Below are 18,130 nucleotides of genomic sequence, written 5' to 3'. Positions count from 1 at the left end.
TCAGCTGTACCTGTCTTCAGCTCGAAAATCATCGTAGCTGCGCGCTTCCAACTGATCCAGTTGCTTGGCCGCAATACGCCAACCTAGATCAATTAGCTCCGCTGCCCGGTGAAACTCGTGAAACCCGGCGAGTGATTTAGGAATGTGCACGACCATATCAGGCGGATAACCCGCTACCTTGTAACGGCTCAGGGCGGCCAGCATCACTTCCATAGAGCTCATAACCACACCCATGCGACTAAGCGTTCGCGCACTTCGGTCTGTGAGCAAGTGCCGGATACCAGGCATAACCGCATCAGACACCTCGTCATCACTGGCATTCAGATCCACTGCCACAATCAGGTCAGCCTTCACAGCGACTGTAGGAATGATAGGCAAGGGATTCAACACGCCACCATCTACCAGAATCTGCCCAGCTTTCTTAATCGGTGTAAACACCCCCGGCACCGCTGATGAGGCTCGAATCGCATCCAGCAAAGCCCCCTTCTGAAACCAAACCTCTTTCTGGCCGCATAGATCGGTAGCCACGGCGGTGTAATGAAGCGGCAGATCCTCGATGGCAGGGTTACCTATCAGCGTCTCTATGTGTTGAAACACCTTATCACCGCGGATGGTACCGCGTCTAAAGTGCAAATCCAACAAACGAACGACATCAATCCAACGCAGCTTACTGACCCAGTCACTGTAGACTTGCAGGCCACCAGCCGCATACACGCCTCCGACCAGCGCCCCCATAGAACTGCCTGAAATCGAAACAATATTGTAGCCGCGCGAAACCAGTTGGTTTATCACCCCTATATGTGCGTAGCCACGCGCGCCACCGGCACCCAGCACCAAAGATACACTGGGCATGCTTCAATCCTGCAGACGTATAATGGTCAATACGGATTCATGATCACCCAGTACTGAGGGTGCCAACGACCCCATGCCATAGACAGATACCCGGCCCTGATCCACACCAGCATCCAGCAACAGGGCTTCCAACTGCTGCGCTTCAGCATTGCTTTCAGTCAAGCCAGTGTCACCACTTGCCACGCGCTGATGCAACACCAAACGCAACTGCCATGTCGGACGTTCCCCCAGCAGTTGCAGCAACTCCAGTACCCGATCATCACGTGATAGCTGCCAGTCTGGCAAAGTTACATAGCCCTGATCTTGCAGGCGTACTTGCCAGCGGGTATCAGACTCAGTGCGTTCAGCCATCTCTTCAGAGTGAATGTAATCCACATGCAGATAAACACGGCCATTGCCGCGCCTGACGGTATAGATCGCCATATGACCCGTGGCGACTTCAGCAGCAAGATAGTTTTGCGTGCTATCAACACCCAACAGATTGGCATAGCCAAATACCTGATTTGCCCAAAGATTGCTGGCGCCACACTGACGTGATGAGCATTCATAGAGTATAGAGGCACCAGCACGCAGCAGTTGATCGCGGACATGTTCGAAGCCCTGCGCGGGTGTATTACCAGTCGCCAGTTGCCATGTGCGACGTACCAACTCACCACTCAGGCGCATCTCATTTTGTGTTCTCAACAAACCTTGAATACGGGTAATCTGACTCAGCGGGAGCTGGTAGTCTGGCACATTACGCTGAGTTTCATTTTCCAGTGATGCTAACGGATAGGGCTCAAACCAATCGGGTAACTGATTGGCCGCCATGACCGAGCCGCTGAAAAGCACGATAACGACTACGAAGAGCCTGATTGAGCAATTGTGCATGGTAACTCCTATTATATTTCGCTGTGTCCACTGGCTGACGCATCCAGGTGTCGTAGAATATGAGCGGCCAGTGGGTCCACAGTTCCCACTTCCAGATGAAAATGATGACTTCCCGGCAAAGTGTCAACCTGTATCGATTCTACGCAAGCGGCCAGTTTATGGGTCTGCGGGGTAGCGATTCCCTGCTCTGCCAGACACAAAAGCGTCGGCACTTTGATTAATTTAAGAAATTCACACACTTGTGCTTCTGTTAACCTTAGCACAGAAGGCAGAATCAAACAGGGATCTGTATGCCATTTCCATCCTGACGGTGATGGGGATAAAGCGCGTTCCACTAGGGCTGCGGCAGCGGCCTGGGAAACCGGAAAACGACTACCAGCCCGTGCCGTAACGGCATCATCAAACGACGGGTAATACTTGACGTGGCGAGTGCCGATGCGGCTACGCTGGCGAAAAGCTTGTGCCATCTGTGCCGGGGCTTGCTCTGCGGCTGTAGTCATGGGTGCCAGGCCATCCAGCAACACCAGCGACCGTACCCGCTCAGGAGCCACGGCGGCTAACAGCGCAGCGATACCGGCTCCCATGGAATGCCCCAACAAATGAAAGCTCGTCAAACCTTGCTGATCAGCCAATGCCAACAGGTCTGCCAGGTTGTCCCAGATGTAGTAAGGTGTGGCAGCAGGTCGATGATCAGAATAGCCATGCCCGGCAAGATCAGGGGCCAGAATGTAATAATTACTAAGCTTGGGTGCTAGCCAGTTGAAACTGGCGGCATTATCCAACCAGCCATGCAGTGCAATGACCGGTTCAGCATCGCTATCGCCCCAACTCTGCCCAGCCAGTTGAATGTGAGGCAAGGCAAACCTGTGCTGTACAGGGGTCACGGTACTTCGGTCTTTTCGGTGCCGGTAACGGCACACTCATGCCGGGGCAGAACAAACTCCACGTCACTACTCTGTACATTGACCATCATATTGCGTGCCACTTCTGAAACCGGGGCACCGGTAAAAACCACCTCATACAAACCACTGACCAGCGGCATATAAATATCCAGTTCAGCCGCCTTATCGCGCACCTGTCGCAGGGTATTAACCCCTTCAGCGACCTCTCCCAGCGCCGACACAGCCTCATCCAGTGTTTTTCCCTGACCCAACGCATAGCCGACCCGATAATTACGACTCAACGGAGACATACAGGTGACGATTAAATCACCCACACCCGCCAGCCCCAGGAATGTCATAGGATTGGCACCCATGGAGACAGCAAAACGGCTCATCTCAGCCAGGGCGCGGGTCATCAGCATGCTTTTAGTATTTTCGCCCATACCCAAAGCGGCACTCATACCGGCCGCTATGGCATAAATGTTTTTCAGCGTACCACCCAACTCAACACCATAGGTGTCCGTACTGGCATACACCCGAAAGTAAGGACTGTGGAGCAATTGCTGAATACGGGTACGCAGGGCTTCATCCTGGCTGGCAATCACCGTAGCAGCCAATTGGCGCCTGGCGATCTCTTTGGCCAGATTAGGACCACTGAGTACCCCGATACGCGCACCCGGTATTTCAGCCGTGATGATTTCACTCATCAGACTGAAACTTTCCATTTCAATACCCTTGGTAGTACTGATCAGCAACTGTTCGGGACGCAGCCACTCTACAGCCTGGCGCAACACACTGCGAAAGGCATGACTGGGAATGGAGATAAATACCACTTCAGCCCCTTGCAAGGCATACTTCAGGTCTGAGGTGGCTTCCAGATTTTCAGAAAGCGGGTAATCAGGCATATAGCGTGGATTACAACGCTCAGTATTAACCTGCTCAGCCCGCGCCGCATCGCGCATCCAAAAACGTACTGGCAGGCCTTTTTCCGCTACCATATTGGCGATCACGGTACCAAAGCTACCGCCTCCGAGGACGGCAATATGTGTCGATTGACTCACGTAACTCTCCGTAAAACGCTGATTTTCCGTAAAACGCTTATTTCCGCTGTGACTTATCCAGACTATCAAGCAAGCGATCTACCAGTCTGAACACCAGACTGATTATACCAAAAGACAATACAGCCATGGCCAGAAATGCCAACAACAACATTGGATCTCCGGTACGCTGGAATCCAGCCACACCCACTACAGCAAATAAAGCACTGACAATAATGCCCAGCAGGTTCCTGAGTTTTCGCGTGCGATGTGGATCATGCTGTTCCATTATTAATCCGGCTTTTTCTGTTGTAATTCAGCTTCATCCGTTGCACTTTGGCTGTCGGCTTCAGTCAGCAAATCTCTCTGCTCAGGCTGTTCGGATTTGAGAACCTGACCAGGTTTTTGTGCAGGCTCTTCTATCAGCTCCTGCGTGGGCGCCTGGACCTCTTCTGCAATAACGACGTCTTCGGGTGTATCGTCCTGTGCCTGTGCGGCACTTTCAGCTTGTGGTGGGTGCGCCGACAGATCTTCCAGCAGCGCGGCATCCGGGTGGATACATTCCAGTTTCACCCCTGTGCCGGCTTCAACTTCAGGAATCATGAATGAGTCGTTTTCACAGGCAAAGGCGATCGACGTACCACTCGCGCCAGCACGGCCGGTACGACCTATGCGGTGTACGTAATCATCCGGATCTTCTGGTAATTGATAGTTGATCACATGGCTGACACCATCAATATGAATACCCCGTCCGGCCACATCGGTAGCGACCAGCACTTCAATCTTGCCACTGCGGAAATCATCCATGGTTTTCATCCGCTTGTTCTGCGGAATCTCACCGGACATCAAGGCCGACTTGACGCCATCACGACGCAGCTTCTCAGCCAGATCACGGGCTTCATGGCGGCGGTTACAGAACACAATGGCCCGCTCAACATTGTTAATGCGCAAATAGTTACGTAACAGCTTGAACTTGTCAGCAGCGGACACCAGAAACACTTTCTGACTGATGTTATCGGTGACCTGTGATTCGGATTCTATCTCAATCTGAACCGGATCCACTGTCCACTGCCGGGCCAGTTGCATAATTTCTTCAGAGAAAGTCGCACTGTATAGCAGGGTTTGACGCTCAGGGCCTTTGCGTGGCGTGTGGCGAATAATAGTCCGCACATCCGGAATAAAGCCCATGCTTAGCATCCGGTCCGCTTCATCCAGCACCAGCACTTCTACATGGTAAAGATCCACATCTTTGGAACGCACAAAATCGATCAGACGACCCGGAGTAGCCACCAGAATATCGACCGGTGCTTTGGCCAGGGCTTTGCGCTGCTTATCAAAGTCCATACCGCCAACCAGCGACACCACTGACATACCGGCATAACGCACCAGACCCTCGGCATCAGCCGCAATCTGTAGCGCCAGCTCTCGTGTGGGTGCAATGATAAGTGCGCGAGGCTCAGCCAGCTTACGCGGCTTCGGCAAGGGGAAGTCCAGCAGGTCGGTAATAATCCCCATCAGAAAGGAGGCGGTTTTTCCGGTACCTGTCTGTGCTTTGGCGATCAGATCCTTGCCTTCAAGCGCCTGCTCAATCGTGGCAGCCTGGATAGGCGTACAATATTCAAACCCAAGATCAGCGATAGCATGCATCAGATCATCAGGGAGATTGAAATCATGAAAACGTTTCTTGTCTGCAACAGCAGGCACAACAAACTCACTGGGTGACCAGCTTTTCTTGCGGCTATTGCCACGACTGTCCCGACGCTTGCGGCGTGGCTTGCGCTCTGCGTCACCGCTTGAGGGCTGTTCGTTAGGGGTTTCAGTCTGTGTCTGTGCTTCTGTATTCAAGTGAGTACCTTTTGATTGCTGATCAATTGCTGCTATATCTTACCCTGTCAGAACACCTGTCGGAAAGGTGGCAAGGCATTCAGAATTTGACGACCATAAAATTTTCCAGTCAGACGGCGATCCAGAATCACCACCCGACCACGATCCTGCTCGGTGCGTAACAGTCTTCCCACCGCCTGGGTCAGGCGCATCGACGCCGCTGGCACCGTCCATTCAATAAACGGGTTACCGCCCTGCTGCTCAATCCACTCGGACATAGTCGCATCAACCGGATCATCCGGTACGCTGAAGGGTAATTTGGTAATAATCACATCGGTGAGATACGCCCCGGGAAGATCCACGCCTTCTGCGAAAGATGCCAGACCAAACAAGCTACTGGGCTCTCCAGCATCAATGCGCTCTCTGTGTTGTTGCAACATCGCTGATTTAGAGCTGCTGCCCTGCGCCGTCACCCGTGTTTTCAGGGAGGCATCCAATTGATCCAGCACACTGAGCATCTGCTTCCATGAACTGAACAGTATCAAAGATGCCTGTATACCGGGAAGCTCACGATTCAGATACTCGGCGACTTCATCGGTATGCTCGTTCGCCCGCCCCGGATCTGATCGCATTGCCGGTATTTCCAGCACAGCTGAATTAAAGTAATCAAACGGGCTGGCCAACTGCTCACAGGGCGTCGACTCGGGCAGTCCTAACGTGGCTTTCAAGCGGTCAAAACGCCCCAGTGCCGTGAGGGTGGCTGAGGTCACCAGTGCGCCGAAGCATACGTCCCAAAGATGCTCCTGCAGCGTTGCCGCCACAGAGACAGGGCTACTGCAACACTCATAGTCATGCCCTGCCTGTGTATCCTGCAACACCACCCAACGCGCAGTAGGGCTCACACCTGGCTCATCGGGTCGGGCAAAGCTACCCGCCAGCCAATGCATTTGCTGCAAACGGTTGATCAGAAAACCCAACTGTGGATAGAAGGCTTCCGCCTGAGCGCGCTCAATATCCGCCAGGTTGCCTTCCAACCCCTCTTTCAGCAACGCTGCCAGCTGTTCCAACTGCATCAGGATACGCTGACTGCACTGGGCGGTTTCATTCGCTGGCGACAACCAGGACTCAGGCTGACGCCCTCCGGCAAAACGCACCCTCGGGGTACGGCCCCGATCATCCTGAAATTGCAGCGCTTCAGCCAGATCTTTCATGCCATTTAGTGCCAGCAGCAAGTCAGCGATAGGTTGATGCAGTTTGACTACCAGGTCATCCAGGTAGGCCGACGAACACTGCCCGGCAAACTGCTGCAGTTTTTTCTCCATTCCACCGATCAGACGTAGCGCGGTATTCAAGCGCAGACTGTAGGAAAAGTGACCGCCCGCTTTATCGGCAAGATGATGTCCTTCATCAAAAATATACAAAGATGATGAAGGCTCCGGCAAAATCGCTCCCCCGCCGAGAGAAAGGTCGGCCAGAACCAGGTCATGATTGGCGATGATCAGATCCGCATCGCCCATCTGTTCACGTGCACGGTAAAAGGGACAGACACTGAAGTTGATGCAGCGACGGTTGCTGCACTGCATATGGTCGCTGGTCAGATGCCCCCAGGTTTCATCGGAGGGCACCGCATCCAGTCGGTCACGATCACCATCCCATTTACCCTCGGCGTATTGTTGCATTAACCCTTTGACCGCATTCACCACACCCGGCTCAACAACCCGTGCCTGTTCATCTTCATAGAGCGCTATTTGTCCCTGCGACGCCTGATCATCCAGCAGTTGTTCGGCTTTATTCAGACAGAGGTAGCGCCCACGCCCTTTGGCCAGGCTGTAGCTAAAGCTCATTCCGGCATGGGTCTCCAACTCAGGTAGATCCTTGTCGGTGAGCTGCTCCTGCAGGGCGACGGTGGCGGTGGATACAATCAGTTTCAGACCCCGTTGCTTGGCAATGGGTAGCGCCGCCAGCAGATAAGCGATGGTTTTGCCGGTTCCTGTACCCGCCTCCACAGCCACAAGGTGGGACTCACCCAACCGCTTGCCTTTCTCATCCGCACGGATAGCCCCCAGCACCCGAGCAACAGCAGCAATCATCTGCTTTTGTGCCGGACGGGCTTTCAACCCACGGCTATCGAGAAAGCGACTATAGGCTGTTTGTATTTCTTTCTTAAGCGACGCTTCCAGCAAGCGGAGATCCTCTGTCATTTCAGCCATCTATTTTATCAAAAACTACATCAATCAGACACAACAGACTTGACGTAGCCACAATACTGTACAAAAATGCAGTTACTGTACACAAAAACAGGTTATAAAATGAAACTTACAGCGCGTCAATCACAAGTACTTGACTGCATTCGTCGTCATATTGAATCCACCGGCTATCCACCTACGCGCGCCGAAATCGCACGGGAGCTGGGTTTCAAATCGGCCAATGCGGCAGAAGAGCATCTTAAAGCTTTGCAGCGAAAAGGTGCGATAGAGATGATTCAGCATACCTCCCGAGGCATACGCCTGCCGGATGAACCGATCAATGATCCGGAAGAAACCGGTCTCCCTCTGGTTGGCTCTGTAGCAGCAGGTTCTCCGATTCTGGCGTTGGAACATATCGAAGAGCGCTGTAATATCGCCCCGGATTTTTTTCATCCTCCGGCAGATTATCTGCTGCGCGTGCGTGGCATGAGTATGAAGAATATCGGCATTATGGACGGTGATTTATTGGCGGTGCACCAGACCCAGGAAATACGCAATGGTCAGGTTGTGGTCGCCAGAATCGGTGATGAAGTCACTGTTAAGCGTTTTCAGCGTCAAGGCAGTAAAGTCAGCCTTATCGCTGAAAACGAAGAGTTCAGTCCGATTGAGCTGGACCTGACCCAAGACGAGCTAATCATCGAGGGCCTCGGTGTAGGTGTGATTCGCCAGCAGAGCTAAATAATAAAATCAGTATGCAGGAGTGCTCACCACTCTTGCATACCCTCTCTGAGCCTATCGACTAATTTGCGCATACTGTCCAACCAGGCTTGATATTCGCTATACACATCCTGATCTTCGGCATGATCCGGATTCACCTGCATCACATGAATTTCTGAAAGACTCGAAGACACTGTTGAGTTTTGCTGTCTGTCTACAGCTACCCAGCAGGCCGCATAGGCTCGAAGCAACTTATGTAACCAGCTGTCCTGACGTGATTCCAGCTCTTGTAACTGGTTCAACTCTGGCGACTCAAACCCGGCTTTTTCAAAGCCTAACGCCAAATCTGGCAAGCCAACAATACTCTCTGTTTCCACACTGTAACGCTCAGCTACCTCGCGCAACAGCGCGCTGTATGTAGACGCCAGATGAAACAATACCGATTCCTGATAGGACTCAATTAACGCATGTTTACTCCAGGCTGATGAATTCTGGGCATTTTTCAGCGCGTCCAGATGCAATCTGGCAAAATTCAGTTTCTGGTTAGTACGGGCCAGGTAGACTTCACTCATTTCAACCCCTCCAGGGCTTGCTCTGGGACTTTTGCTCTCAAACTATCGGTAAATCAGGATTTAGACACACGCTTTTTAGCTTGCTCGACTGTCCAGTTTCCTCGGTCGTAGAAAGCACGCCAACCGGTCGCCTTACCCTCTTTTTCAGTCATCACATACTGTTCTTTGGTTTTCCGGCTATAGCGTACAATGGTCGGATTACCTTCATCATCCTGAACGGGTGCGGTTAGCAAAAAGTGATACTTTGGATCTATTTCAGCTTTATGCGGTAACAGTTCACTGACCAGTGGCGCACGTGTTTCACGCTTTTTCGGGAACTGACTGGCTGCCAAAAACAAGCCGCTGGCACCATCTCTCAGTACGTAGGTATCATCCACCTTTTCACACTGTAGTTCCGGCATGGCCACCGGGTCCATTTTAGGCGGCGCCGCTTCACCACTACGCAAAAGCTTGCGGGTATTTTTACATTCTGAATTGGTGCAACCAAAAAACTTACCGAAGCGGCCAGTTTTCAGCTGCATATCAGAACCGCATTTATCACACTCAATGGTCGGGCCGTCATAGCCTTTGATCCTGAAGCTACCCTGCTCCACCTCAAAGCCAGCACAGTCCGGATTATTACCACAGATATGCAGCTTGCGTTTTTCATCCAGCAGGTAGGAGTCCATAGCTGTGCCGCAAAGTTTACAACGGTGCTTGTTACGCAGTATGCGTGATTCGGCCTCCTCATCGGCATCCGCACTGACTACCTCATCACCAGAAATCAGGTTGATGGTGCACTTGCAGCGCTCTTTGGGCGGCAGTGAATAGCCAGAACAACCCAGAAACACCCCCGTGCTACCGGTACGGATCATCATCTTGCGCCCGCAATCCGGGCAATCGATATCAGTCGGTGTAGGTGCATTGGGACGCATACCTTCTTCCGGATCCTGCGCCTGTTCCAAATCCTGTACAAAATCCTTATAGAACTTGTCAAGCAAGGCTTTCCAATCCAGATCACCACGGGCAACCTCATCCAGATATTCTTCCATGCGTGCGGTAAAGCTGTAATCCATCAGGTCAGAAAAGCTTTCACTCAGGCGCTCTGTCACTATATCGCCCATTTTACAGGCATAGAAACGCCGTCCTTGAACCTCGACATAACCGCGATCCTGAATGGTGGAAATAATCGCCGCATAGGTTGACGGCCGGCCGATGCCGCGCTTTTCCAACTCTTTGACCAGGCTGGCCTCGGTATAGCGTGGAGACGGACGGGTAAAGTGCTGCTTTGGTTCCAGTCCCTGCAGCGATAGCGTATCGCCCTCTTTCAGGTCCGGCAGAATCACGTCTTCATCATTCTTGCCACGCGCTGGCAATACCCGTGTATAACCGTCAAAACGCAGAATCCGCCCTTTCACGGCCAACTCAAAATCACTGGCACGCACGGTAATCCGGGTACTGGTATAGAGTGCTGGCGTCATCTGACAGGCCAGGAATTGCCGCCGAATCAGGTCATACAGGCGCTCAGCATCAGACTCCATACCACTAAGGGTATCGGCGGTTTGATTGACATCCGAGGGACGTATCGCCTCATGTGCTTCCTGTGCGCCCTCTTTGCTGCTGTAACGTATCGGCTGCTCCGGCAAGTAACGCTCACCAAACTGATCCAGAATATAGTCACGGCAGGTCGCAACAGCTTCCTCGCTCAAGTTGGTTGAGTCGGTACGCATGTAGGTGATGTAACCAGCTTCATACAAACGCTGCGCCATCATCATGGTCTTTTTGACCCCAAAACCCAGTCGGGTGCTGGCGGCTTGTTGCAGTGTCGAGGTGATAAAGGGGGCTGAAGGCTTGCTGCTGGTAGCACGATCTTCTCGACCGGTAATGCGGTAGTCGGCTTTGTTGAGCAACGCCAACAGCTTGTCAGTTTCATCTTTGGAGGTCGGCCGGAAGGCTGCATCGCCCTGGCGGATAACCTGAAGCCTGAGTGATTCACCGTCTTCACTGACCGTAGAGGCAAACACTTCCCAATACTCTTCAGGGATAAACGCACGAATTTCCCGTTCGCGATCTACCACCAGACGCACCGCTACTGACTGTACACGGCCAGCCGATAAGCCCCGGGCCACTTTTTCCCACAAGAGTGGCGACACCATGTAACCCACCACTCGATCAAGAAAACGTCGGGCCTGCTGAGCATTAACGCGACTCATGGCCAGATCACCTGGCTCTTTGAAGGCTTCCTTGATGGCTTTTTTGGTTATTTCATTAAATACGACCCGCTTATAGCGGCTGTCGTCGCCACCGATCGCTTCACGCAAATGCCAGGCTATGGCTTCCCCTTCGCGGTCCAAATCCGTTGCCAGATAGATTTCATCAGCGCTGGCCGCCAGCTTTTTCAGTTCATCGACCACTTTTTCTTTGCCTGGCAATATCTCGTATCGAGCTGCCCAGCCGTGCTCAGGGTCGATCCCCATACGCCGGATCAATTGCTCCCGCGCCTTGGTTTTCTTGTAAGCAACCTTATCTTCATCAGAAAGCTTGCGAGTCTGCGCCGCCAGACGGGCACGCTCTTTGGGGTCGGTAGTGCCACCACTGCCGCTGGTCGGCAGGTCACGAATATGACCCACACTGGATTTCACCACATACTGGCTACCAAGGTATTTATTGATAGTGCGAGCCTTGGCCGGTGACTCCACGATGACGAGGGTTTTACCCATTAAATCTGTTCCTTTATGTCGCTGTGCGCCGGAAATTATCGTGCATATATAAGTGTTGAGTTGAGCGGGGTCAAGTTAAACTGTCTTATCAATACAGTTTATCTTTACAAAAAAGTTGCCATAATAGAGCTAAATCGCTCTGTAATAGCGCTTTTTACGATTTCTTTATACCAGAGTGCCAAAGCTGATGCTGAGTGACAACCTCATTTACGTTTTTCTGATTGCTGCACTGGGCCTGGCTGCCTTGTCGGTGAACTTCGTCATCACCTCCAGAGAAAAGTATAAAGAAACCCGCAATGCTCGCTTGAAATGGCTTAAAGAGCAGTCAGAACATACACTTAATGCACTAGCCGTACTGAAAGAAATCAACTGCCGAGGCGACATAACCGACAAGCTGAACCAGCATGCCTTGTCGCTGATTGAAGAGATTGGCGTGCTCGCACCCGATTCTGAACTCATGACCGATGTTAGTAAAATCAAAGACACTACCGATAGAACCCGTCCAAAACAGGAACCGTTCAATAACGACAGAGCGGTACGAAAAGCCCAGATCTACATTAATTTTGCCGAAAAGCTGATTATTGATATGGCCAACAAAGGCAAAATGACACCTCAACTGGCACATACCTACCAGCAAGAACTCTACTGGCTGAATATTTCCATGGTGGCCGATGCACATATCACCCAGGGACGCACTTTGATGCAGCAAGGCGATAAACTGGGTGCCCTGTCACACTACAAGCACGCCAAAGCAATTCTGGTGAGAGCCGCCGTACCGCAGCGCCAAAAACAGGACAGACTACAACCAGTACAACAATTAATTGACCAACTGCAGCCTAAGCGCGACTTTGGACCCGGCGCACTGGCAGATTCGATTGATGCCTATCTTAAAGATCCGAACTGAGCACTCAACAGCATCAGTCACCGATACGCTCAAAACGTGGCAGCTCTTCTCCATCAACCGTCTTAACTGACTCACTGAACATCGCGGCAGGCCGGACCCATAATCCGCCCTCGCCATAACAGGGACGGTAAATCACCATCCAGTCTTCGGTTTCGGAATGCCGGGCACAATCCAGCACTTGGTATTCATGGCCTTTATAATGACGATAACGTCCTGGAGAAGGTAATGGCATAGACTTTCCTGCTTAAATTTTGGCTTTTAATATAGGTTGCAATGCAGCAAGTATGCTATCCAGCTGTTCCGGTCCTCCCGATTCACGCCAGTACACGCTAAAATGCACCGGGCTGGACTCCAGCGCAATCACCTCAGGCGGTAACGTCTGGATCAATGCGGCAATCTGCTCACAGGCCGTACTGCTTAATTGATACTCTCCACGCTTCCAGGACCAGCCTTCCGGCAAACCTTGATTAGCAACATTCTCTGTTCTGAAAATCTGCCAACTTGTCCATTGATCGCGCTCATCGCGAGACAGATCACTGCGCAGCACCCGATAAGCTGGCACACGGATTTTTTCCGGCTCCATCTCCCCTTTACCACGCGGTGTTTCCAAGTTGGCAATTTGCACAGAAAACCCCAGCTGACGGGCATGCAAGCGAATTTTGGATAGCATGCGCTCTCGCGGACTAGGGCGAATCCACATAATTGAACCAAACAGTGACAACATAACCACTATAGAGATTACCCATTCCATCCTGTTATCCTATACTTAATGTAAGTTAATTCATTAAAGGGCGCCGTCATGAGTACCTATTCACATATACTGTTAGCTATTGATCTTTCCGACGAATCTGAGCAACTGATCACTAAAGCCGCTGAGCTGGCGCGCTTATATCAGGCGGAACTGGATATTATCCATGTAGTTGAACCACTCACCTTCGCTTATGGTGGTGATGTTCCAATGGATCTGTCCACGATACAGGAACAGCTCGATGAGCATGCTGAACAGAAGCTAAACAACCTCTGCGCCACCATCGACCACCCAGTGAGCCGACGCCATATCGTTACTGGCCACACGGAATCTGAAATTCACCGTGTAGCCAGTGAAACCGCAGCTGATTTAATCATTGTCGGTAGCCACGGTCGCCATGGCTTGGCCTTGTTACTCGGCTCCACAGCCAATGGTGTGCTACATGGAGCGAAGTGCGATGTATTAGCGATTCGGGTTAAAACTCAGGAAAGCTAAGCCTTAGCTTTCCTGTTGGAGCGCTTCCAACTCAAGCCAGCGCTCCATTAACACCTCAACACGGGCTTCCTGCTGCTGCAATGCACCTAATGTTTCGGTGACTTCGGCATTATCACGGCTGTAAAAATCCGGATCAGCAATAGTCTGTTGAATTGTTTCCAATGCCGCTTCTGCACTCTCTAGTTCAGCTGGCAAGGCATCCAGCTCGCGTTGCAGCTTGTAACTGAGCTTACGAGCCACGGTTTTCTTGACAACACCACCTTGCTTGACTGACGAGGGATTGGTTTCAACTGTTGCTACTTTAGGTGCGACCACGGCTGTCGTTGGCTGACGCTGACGTAACCAATCGTTGTAGCCACCCACATATTCTTTAACCTGGCCATGGCCCTCAAATACCAAAGAGCTGGTAACCACATTATCCAGAAACGAACGGTCATGGCTGACCAGCAGCACGGTGCCATTGAAGTCCATCAGTATTTCTTCAAGTAGCTCCAGGGTTTCAACATCCAGGTCATTGGTGGGCTCATCCAATACCAGCATATTCGCCGGTTTACTGAATAAACGCGCCAGTAATACCCGGTTACACTCACCACCCGATAGTGCTTTGACCGGAGTACGTGCTCGCTCAGCACTAAACAGAAAATCAGATAAATAACTAATGATATGGCGTGAACGCCCCTGCACATCGACACTTTCACGTCCACCTGAAACATTGTCGATCACAGTTTTTTCCAGATCCAGCGTATCGCGCATCTGATCAAAGTAGGCCACTTCCATTTTGGTGCCAATACGCACCTGCCCGGAATCAGGCTGCAATTGTCCCAGCAGAATGCGTAATAGCGTACTTTTGCCGGCGCCGTTCGGGCCGATCAGACCAATACGATCACCGCGCTGCACTTTCATGCTGAGATTATTAATCAATCGCTTATCACCATAGGCATGGGATACATTTTCCAATTCAGCCACCAGCTTGCCGGATTTTTCGGCATCATCCAGTGAAAAGCTGGCCTTGCCTTGACGATCACGACGCTGAGAACGCTCCCGGCGCAGCTGTTCTAACGCACGAACACGCCCTTCATTACGGGTACGACGCGCCTTGATACCCTGACGAATCCAGCGTTCTTCCTGAGCCAGTTTTTTGTCAAATTCAGCCTGATGTCGGGCTTCCTCTTCCAGCAACGCCTCTTTCTGCTCCAGGAAACGACTGTAATTACCGGGAAACTTGGTCAGGATGCCGCGATCGAGCTCTACGATCGCCGTGGACAGGTGCTCAACCAATGCCCGGTCATGAGAAATAAACAGCAACCCGCCTTTGAAATCCAGCAGCATCTGCTCCATCCATTCAATGGCCTCGATATCCAGATGGTTGGTTGGCTCATCCAGTAACAGCAGATCCGGCTCCTGCACCAGCGCAGCACCTAGTGCCGCCCGTCGTCGCCAACCACCAGATAGTTCAGCCATGGTCTGATCTGGATTCAAGCCCAGACGCGTCATTACGCGTTCCACCTTGCGTTCCAGGTCCCAGCCATCCACTGCTTCTATCTGCTGCTGTAGCTGTTCCAATTGACGCATAGCCGCATCATCCGGCCGTTGAGCCAGTGCTTCATAGGCCTCTCGCATTGCCACCACATCAGCCAGACCCGCGCTGATCACATCACGAATTAAGCGATCATCCGCCGCCGGAAGGGACTGGGGCAACTGTGCAATTCGCGCGCCAGGGGCACGCCAGAGTGTGCCGTTATCTGGGTGTATTTCGCCACTGATCAGCTTCAGCAGTGTTGATTTTCCCGCGCCATTCAAACCCACTAGCGCAACTCGCTCACCTGCTTCAATTTGTAACGCCGCATTATCCAGCAATACACGGTTACCAAATGCCAGGGATAATGAATCTATTCTGATCAGTGCCATAATTTTTCCGCTTAATCCTCTTTTCAACAGGCCAGTATTCTATCAGAAAAGCCGCTTGTTCAGCTTATTGATAAATAATTTAATCCCACCTCATATTTAAAAATAATAGTTACCTGACACCTTCTCAAAGGAACCTCTCAGACGCTACACTGTTATTGACTGGATACCACAAACGGCATATCCAGGTGTGGAGGTATATTTGTGATCCTGTTTAAAGCCATTACCCTTTTTGCCTCTGGCATGTTGTTATCAACCGCCGCAGTGGCAGGTAATTACACCGAATCTCAACGTGAGCTGTATCTGGATACTCTGGAAGCCGCGCGAGCAGGTCAGCAAGTACAGGTAAACCAAGCAATGCCAGCACTGCAAGGCTATCCGTTGTTGCCCTACATTCACTATGCGCAGGCCACACGACAGTTCAACGCCATGACCCATGCCGATGTCGAAGCACTGCTGACAAACCTTGAAGGCACTCCGCTTTATCAACGTTTTCTAACTAATTGGTCTGTTCATTTAGGCGAACGTGGGCGCTGGCCAGATTTTTTCAATTACTTTGCACGCGTCCGCTCTCCAGGTGCACAATTACAATGCCTGGCAGCACGTGGTGAACTGGCATTACAGAAGACTGAACAAGCTTATGCCGAAGGCCTGCGTCTTTGGCAAACTGGTAGCTCTCAACACAGCGCTTGTGACCCATTATTTAATCAACTGATTCAAGCCGGAACCGTCGATTCTGACGCCGGACTGGAACGTGTATTACTGGCGCTGGAAGCTGGCAATACCAGCATTGCCAACTATGCTGAACGCTTTGTCACCACACCTGCTGCGCAACAACAACTGGCTTTGATTTGGCAAATATACAACCAGCCAGAGTCTCTCGCCGCTGACCCCAGCTTGCTGAGTAGTCAGACCCCTAATGCGCACCGCCTGGCACTGCTGGCAACGCAACGCTTAGCCAGTGATAACCTGCGACTTGCCCTGCTCACCTTGAGCGAACAAGCACAGCGACTGAATATACCCAAAGACCTCCAAACACCACTGGTTAATCGCTTTGGCGTACTTTATGCCAAACGTTTTCAACCCGATGCAGAAGCTGTACTGACTAAAGTAGATCCGGATTACCATTACTCCGACCTGACAGAGTGGCGCATTCGTCTTGCACTCACCGAACAGGACTGGTCAGCTACACGAGAGTTAATTACACGTCTGCCTAACGATGTACGCCAACAGGGGCGCTGGCTTTACTGGGCGCTTGTAGCCGATCTGCAACAGGGCCAGACTCCCGATCCACTTGTTTTGGAGCAACTCACGGCAGAACGTAGTTATTACGGATTTAAAGCTGCCGAACTGACTCGACGCCCCTTCTCATTGAATGACAAGCCATCCGAATTCAGTCAAGCGCAACTGCAACAGATTACTCAACTGGCACCCATGCAGCGTATTCACGAATTTTATCTTATGGGACAAACAAGGGAAGCCAACCAGGAATGGAACCTGATGACGACAACCCTGTCACCCGAACAAATCCATGCCGCTGCTCATGCCATCAAGGACTGGGGTTGGTACTTCCAAGGCATCCGGGGTGCGATTGCCAGTGATCAGTGGGATGATCTGGCATTACGTTTCCCAGCGCCTTATCGGGACCTATTTGACAAGGCCTCAAAAGAGTTTGATATAGAGCCTTCCTGGGCCTTATCTGTTACCCGTCAGGAAAGCGCCTTTCTGGAGGTGGCCCGGTCAGGTGCGGGGGCACGAGGACTCATGCAACTCATGCCAGCTACAGCCAGGGAAACCGCACGACGTGCGGATATTCCACTTATCGACCTGGAGCGGCTTAACGATGCCGATATCAATGTCCGCCTGGGCTCAGCCTATTTAGCCCAAATGCAATCCCAGTTCGGTGGTAATCGGGTACATGCAACGGCTGCTTACAATGCGGGGCCTGGGCGTGTCAGACAGTGGCTGACAGCGCGCGGTCACCTGCCTCTGGATATATGGATTGAAACCATCCCATTTGATGAAACTCGTAGTTATGTACTCAACGTGCTGGCCTTCGGCGTCATCTACAACACCATGGCGGGACAACCCGCACGTGTCTTCAGTGACCAGGAACGCTCAATGCTCGCCTGGAGCACTCAGCGCTGATAACGCTTGATGGCTAAAATGGCGGAGCTGTTCTGTGTCGAAAGGCCAATCCAGCTCCGCACCAGACGCCGGAATTACCAGCACTGGAATACGGTTTGCATAACGCTCCATCAACTCATCATCGAAAGCAATATCAACCAGATCTACGGCAAAACGGTCCGCATCCAATACCTGCAGCAATACTTCAACAGCCTCGTCACACAGGTGACAACCCTGGGTTGTCATCAATTCCAACCCACACACCTTCAGCTGTTTTTCCGCAGTGCACATAATTCCTCCTAAGTATTCGACT

At 51.8% G+C, this 18,130-nt stretch carries 17 protein-coding genes; 4 read left to right on the top strand and 13 right to left on the bottom strand.

Annotated elements, in window-relative coordinates:
* The 7 genes from ACN0R1_RS03955 to dinG all read right to left on the bottom strand — a co-directional run bounded on the left by ACN0R1_RS03955 (window position 1) and on the right by dinG (window position 7,665).
* On the bottom strand, window positions 1-852 hold the full coding sequence (locus ACN0R1_RS03955; protein ID WP_417580152.1) for a patatin-like phospholipase family protein: 852 nt from the start codon (window positions 850-852) through the stop codon (window positions 1-3).
* Window positions 853-855: 3 nt separating this feature from the next.
* Window positions 856-1,722: a DUF4892 domain-containing protein gene (locus ACN0R1_RS03950; RefSeq protein WP_417580150.1), complete on the bottom strand. Its 867-nt coding sequence runs from the start codon at window positions 1,720-1,722 to the stop codon at window positions 856-858.
* A gap of 11 nt (window positions 1,723-1,733) precedes the next feature.
* Window positions 1,734-2,606, bottom strand: coding sequence for an alpha/beta fold hydrolase (locus ACN0R1_RS03945; RefSeq protein ID WP_417580148.1), 873 nt, complete (start codon window positions 2,604-2,606; stop codon window positions 1,734-1,736).
* Complete coding sequence (locus ACN0R1_RS03940) at window positions 2,603-3,601, bottom strand: NAD(P)H-dependent glycerol-3-phosphate dehydrogenase (protein ID WP_417580381.1); 999 nt, start codon at window positions 3,599-3,601, stop codon at window positions 2,603-2,605. The genes ACN0R1_RS03945 and ACN0R1_RS03940 overlap by 4 nt, the downstream gene beginning before the upstream one ends.
* A gap of 100 nt (window positions 3,602-3,701) precedes the next feature.
* The gene (locus tag ACN0R1_RS03935) at window positions 3,702-3,929 is read right to left on the bottom strand and encodes a hypothetical protein (RefSeq protein ID WP_417580146.1); all 228 of its coding nucleotides are present in this window, start codon (window positions 3,927-3,929) and stop codon (window positions 3,702-3,704) included.
* Window positions 3,930-3,931: 2 nt separating this feature from the next.
* On the bottom strand, window positions 3,932-5,485 hold the full coding sequence (gene rhlB, locus ACN0R1_RS03930) for an ATP-dependent RNA helicase RhlB (protein WP_417580144.1): 1,554 nt from the start codon (window positions 5,483-5,485) through the stop codon (window positions 3,932-3,934).
* A 47-nt stretch (window positions 5,486-5,532) separates the two neighbouring features.
* Complete coding sequence (dinG, locus tag ACN0R1_RS03925; protein ID WP_417580142.1) at window positions 5,533-7,665, bottom strand: ATP-dependent DNA helicase DinG; 2,133 nt, start codon at window positions 7,663-7,665, stop codon at window positions 5,533-5,535.
* 108 nt (window positions 7,666-7,773) lie between these two features.
* Between dinG and lexA the strand changes: the two genes are divergently transcribed.
* Complete coding sequence (gene lexA / locus ACN0R1_RS03920) at window positions 7,774-8,388, top strand: transcriptional repressor LexA (protein WP_417580140.1); 615 nt, start codon at window positions 7,774-7,776, stop codon at window positions 8,386-8,388.
* 26 nt (window positions 8,389-8,414) lie between these two features.
* Here lexA and ACN0R1_RS03915 read toward each other — a convergent pair whose 3' ends face one another.
* Complete coding sequence (locus ACN0R1_RS03915) at window positions 8,415-8,939, bottom strand: DUF6586 family protein (RefSeq protein WP_417580138.1); 525 nt, start codon at window positions 8,937-8,939, stop codon at window positions 8,415-8,417.
* A 53-nt stretch (window positions 8,940-8,992) separates the two neighbouring features.
* Window positions 8,993-11,638, bottom strand: a complete 2,646-nt coding sequence (topA, locus tag ACN0R1_RS03910) for a type I DNA topoisomerase (protein ID WP_417580136.1) — start codon at window positions 11,636-11,638, stop codon at window positions 8,993-8,995.
* A gap of 187 nt (window positions 11,639-11,825) precedes the next feature.
* Here topA and ACN0R1_RS03905 point away from each other — a divergent pair, with 187 nt between their 5' ends.
* Entirely contained in the window at window positions 11,826-12,542 is a 717-nt protein-coding gene (locus tag ACN0R1_RS03905) for a DNA topoisomerase I (protein WP_417580134.1), read from the top strand.
* A gap of 13 nt (window positions 12,543-12,555) precedes the next feature.
* On the opposite strand, the gene ACN0R1_RS03900 is transcribed toward ACN0R1_RS03905, so the two are convergent.
* Entirely contained in the window at window positions 12,556-12,774 is a 219-nt protein-coding gene (locus ACN0R1_RS03900) for a DUF1653 domain-containing protein (protein ID WP_417580132.1), read from the bottom strand.
* A 12-nt stretch (window positions 12,775-12,786) separates the two neighbouring features.
* Window positions 12,787-13,293, bottom strand: coding sequence for a hypothetical protein (locus tag ACN0R1_RS03895; protein ID WP_417580130.1), 507 nt, complete (start codon window positions 13,291-13,293; stop codon window positions 12,787-12,789).
* A gap of 48 nt (window positions 13,294-13,341) precedes the next feature.
* On the opposite strand from ACN0R1_RS03895, the gene ACN0R1_RS03890 reads away from it, so the two are divergent.
* Complete coding sequence (locus ACN0R1_RS03890) at window positions 13,342-13,785, top strand: universal stress protein (RefSeq protein WP_417580128.1); 444 nt, start codon at window positions 13,342-13,344, stop codon at window positions 13,783-13,785.
* Between the two features lie 3 nt (window positions 13,786-13,788).
* On the opposite strand, the gene ACN0R1_RS03885 is transcribed toward ACN0R1_RS03890, so the two are convergent.
* Window positions 13,789-15,693 carry an ATP-binding cassette domain-containing protein gene (locus tag ACN0R1_RS03885; RefSeq protein ID WP_417580126.1) on the bottom strand — a complete coding sequence of 635 codons (1,905 nt, stop codon included), beginning with the start codon at window positions 15,691-15,693 and terminating at the stop codon, window positions 13,789-13,791.
* 201 nt (window positions 15,694-15,894) lie between these two features.
* Here ACN0R1_RS03885 and ACN0R1_RS03880 point away from each other — a divergent pair, with 201 nt between their 5' ends.
* Complete coding sequence (locus ACN0R1_RS03880) at window positions 15,895-17,838, top strand: transglycosylase SLT domain-containing protein (protein WP_417580124.1); 1,944 nt, start codon at window positions 15,895-15,897, stop codon at window positions 17,836-17,838.
* On the opposite strand, the gene ACN0R1_RS03875 is transcribed toward ACN0R1_RS03880, so the two are convergent.
* On the bottom strand, window positions 17,809-18,108 hold the full coding sequence (locus ACN0R1_RS03875; RefSeq protein WP_417580122.1) for a glutaredoxin family protein: 300 nt from the start codon (window positions 18,106-18,108) through the stop codon (window positions 17,809-17,811). The genes ACN0R1_RS03880 and ACN0R1_RS03875 overlap by 30 nt on opposite strands.
* Window positions 18,109-18,130: the final 22 nt, after the last annotated feature.

Source organism: Nitrincola sp. (genome assembly GCF_048264025.1).
GTDB lineage: Bacteria > Pseudomonadota > Gammaproteobacteria > Pseudomonadales > Balneatricaceae > Nitrincola.
This window is presented reverse-complemented; position numbering and strand designations above follow the sequence as displayed.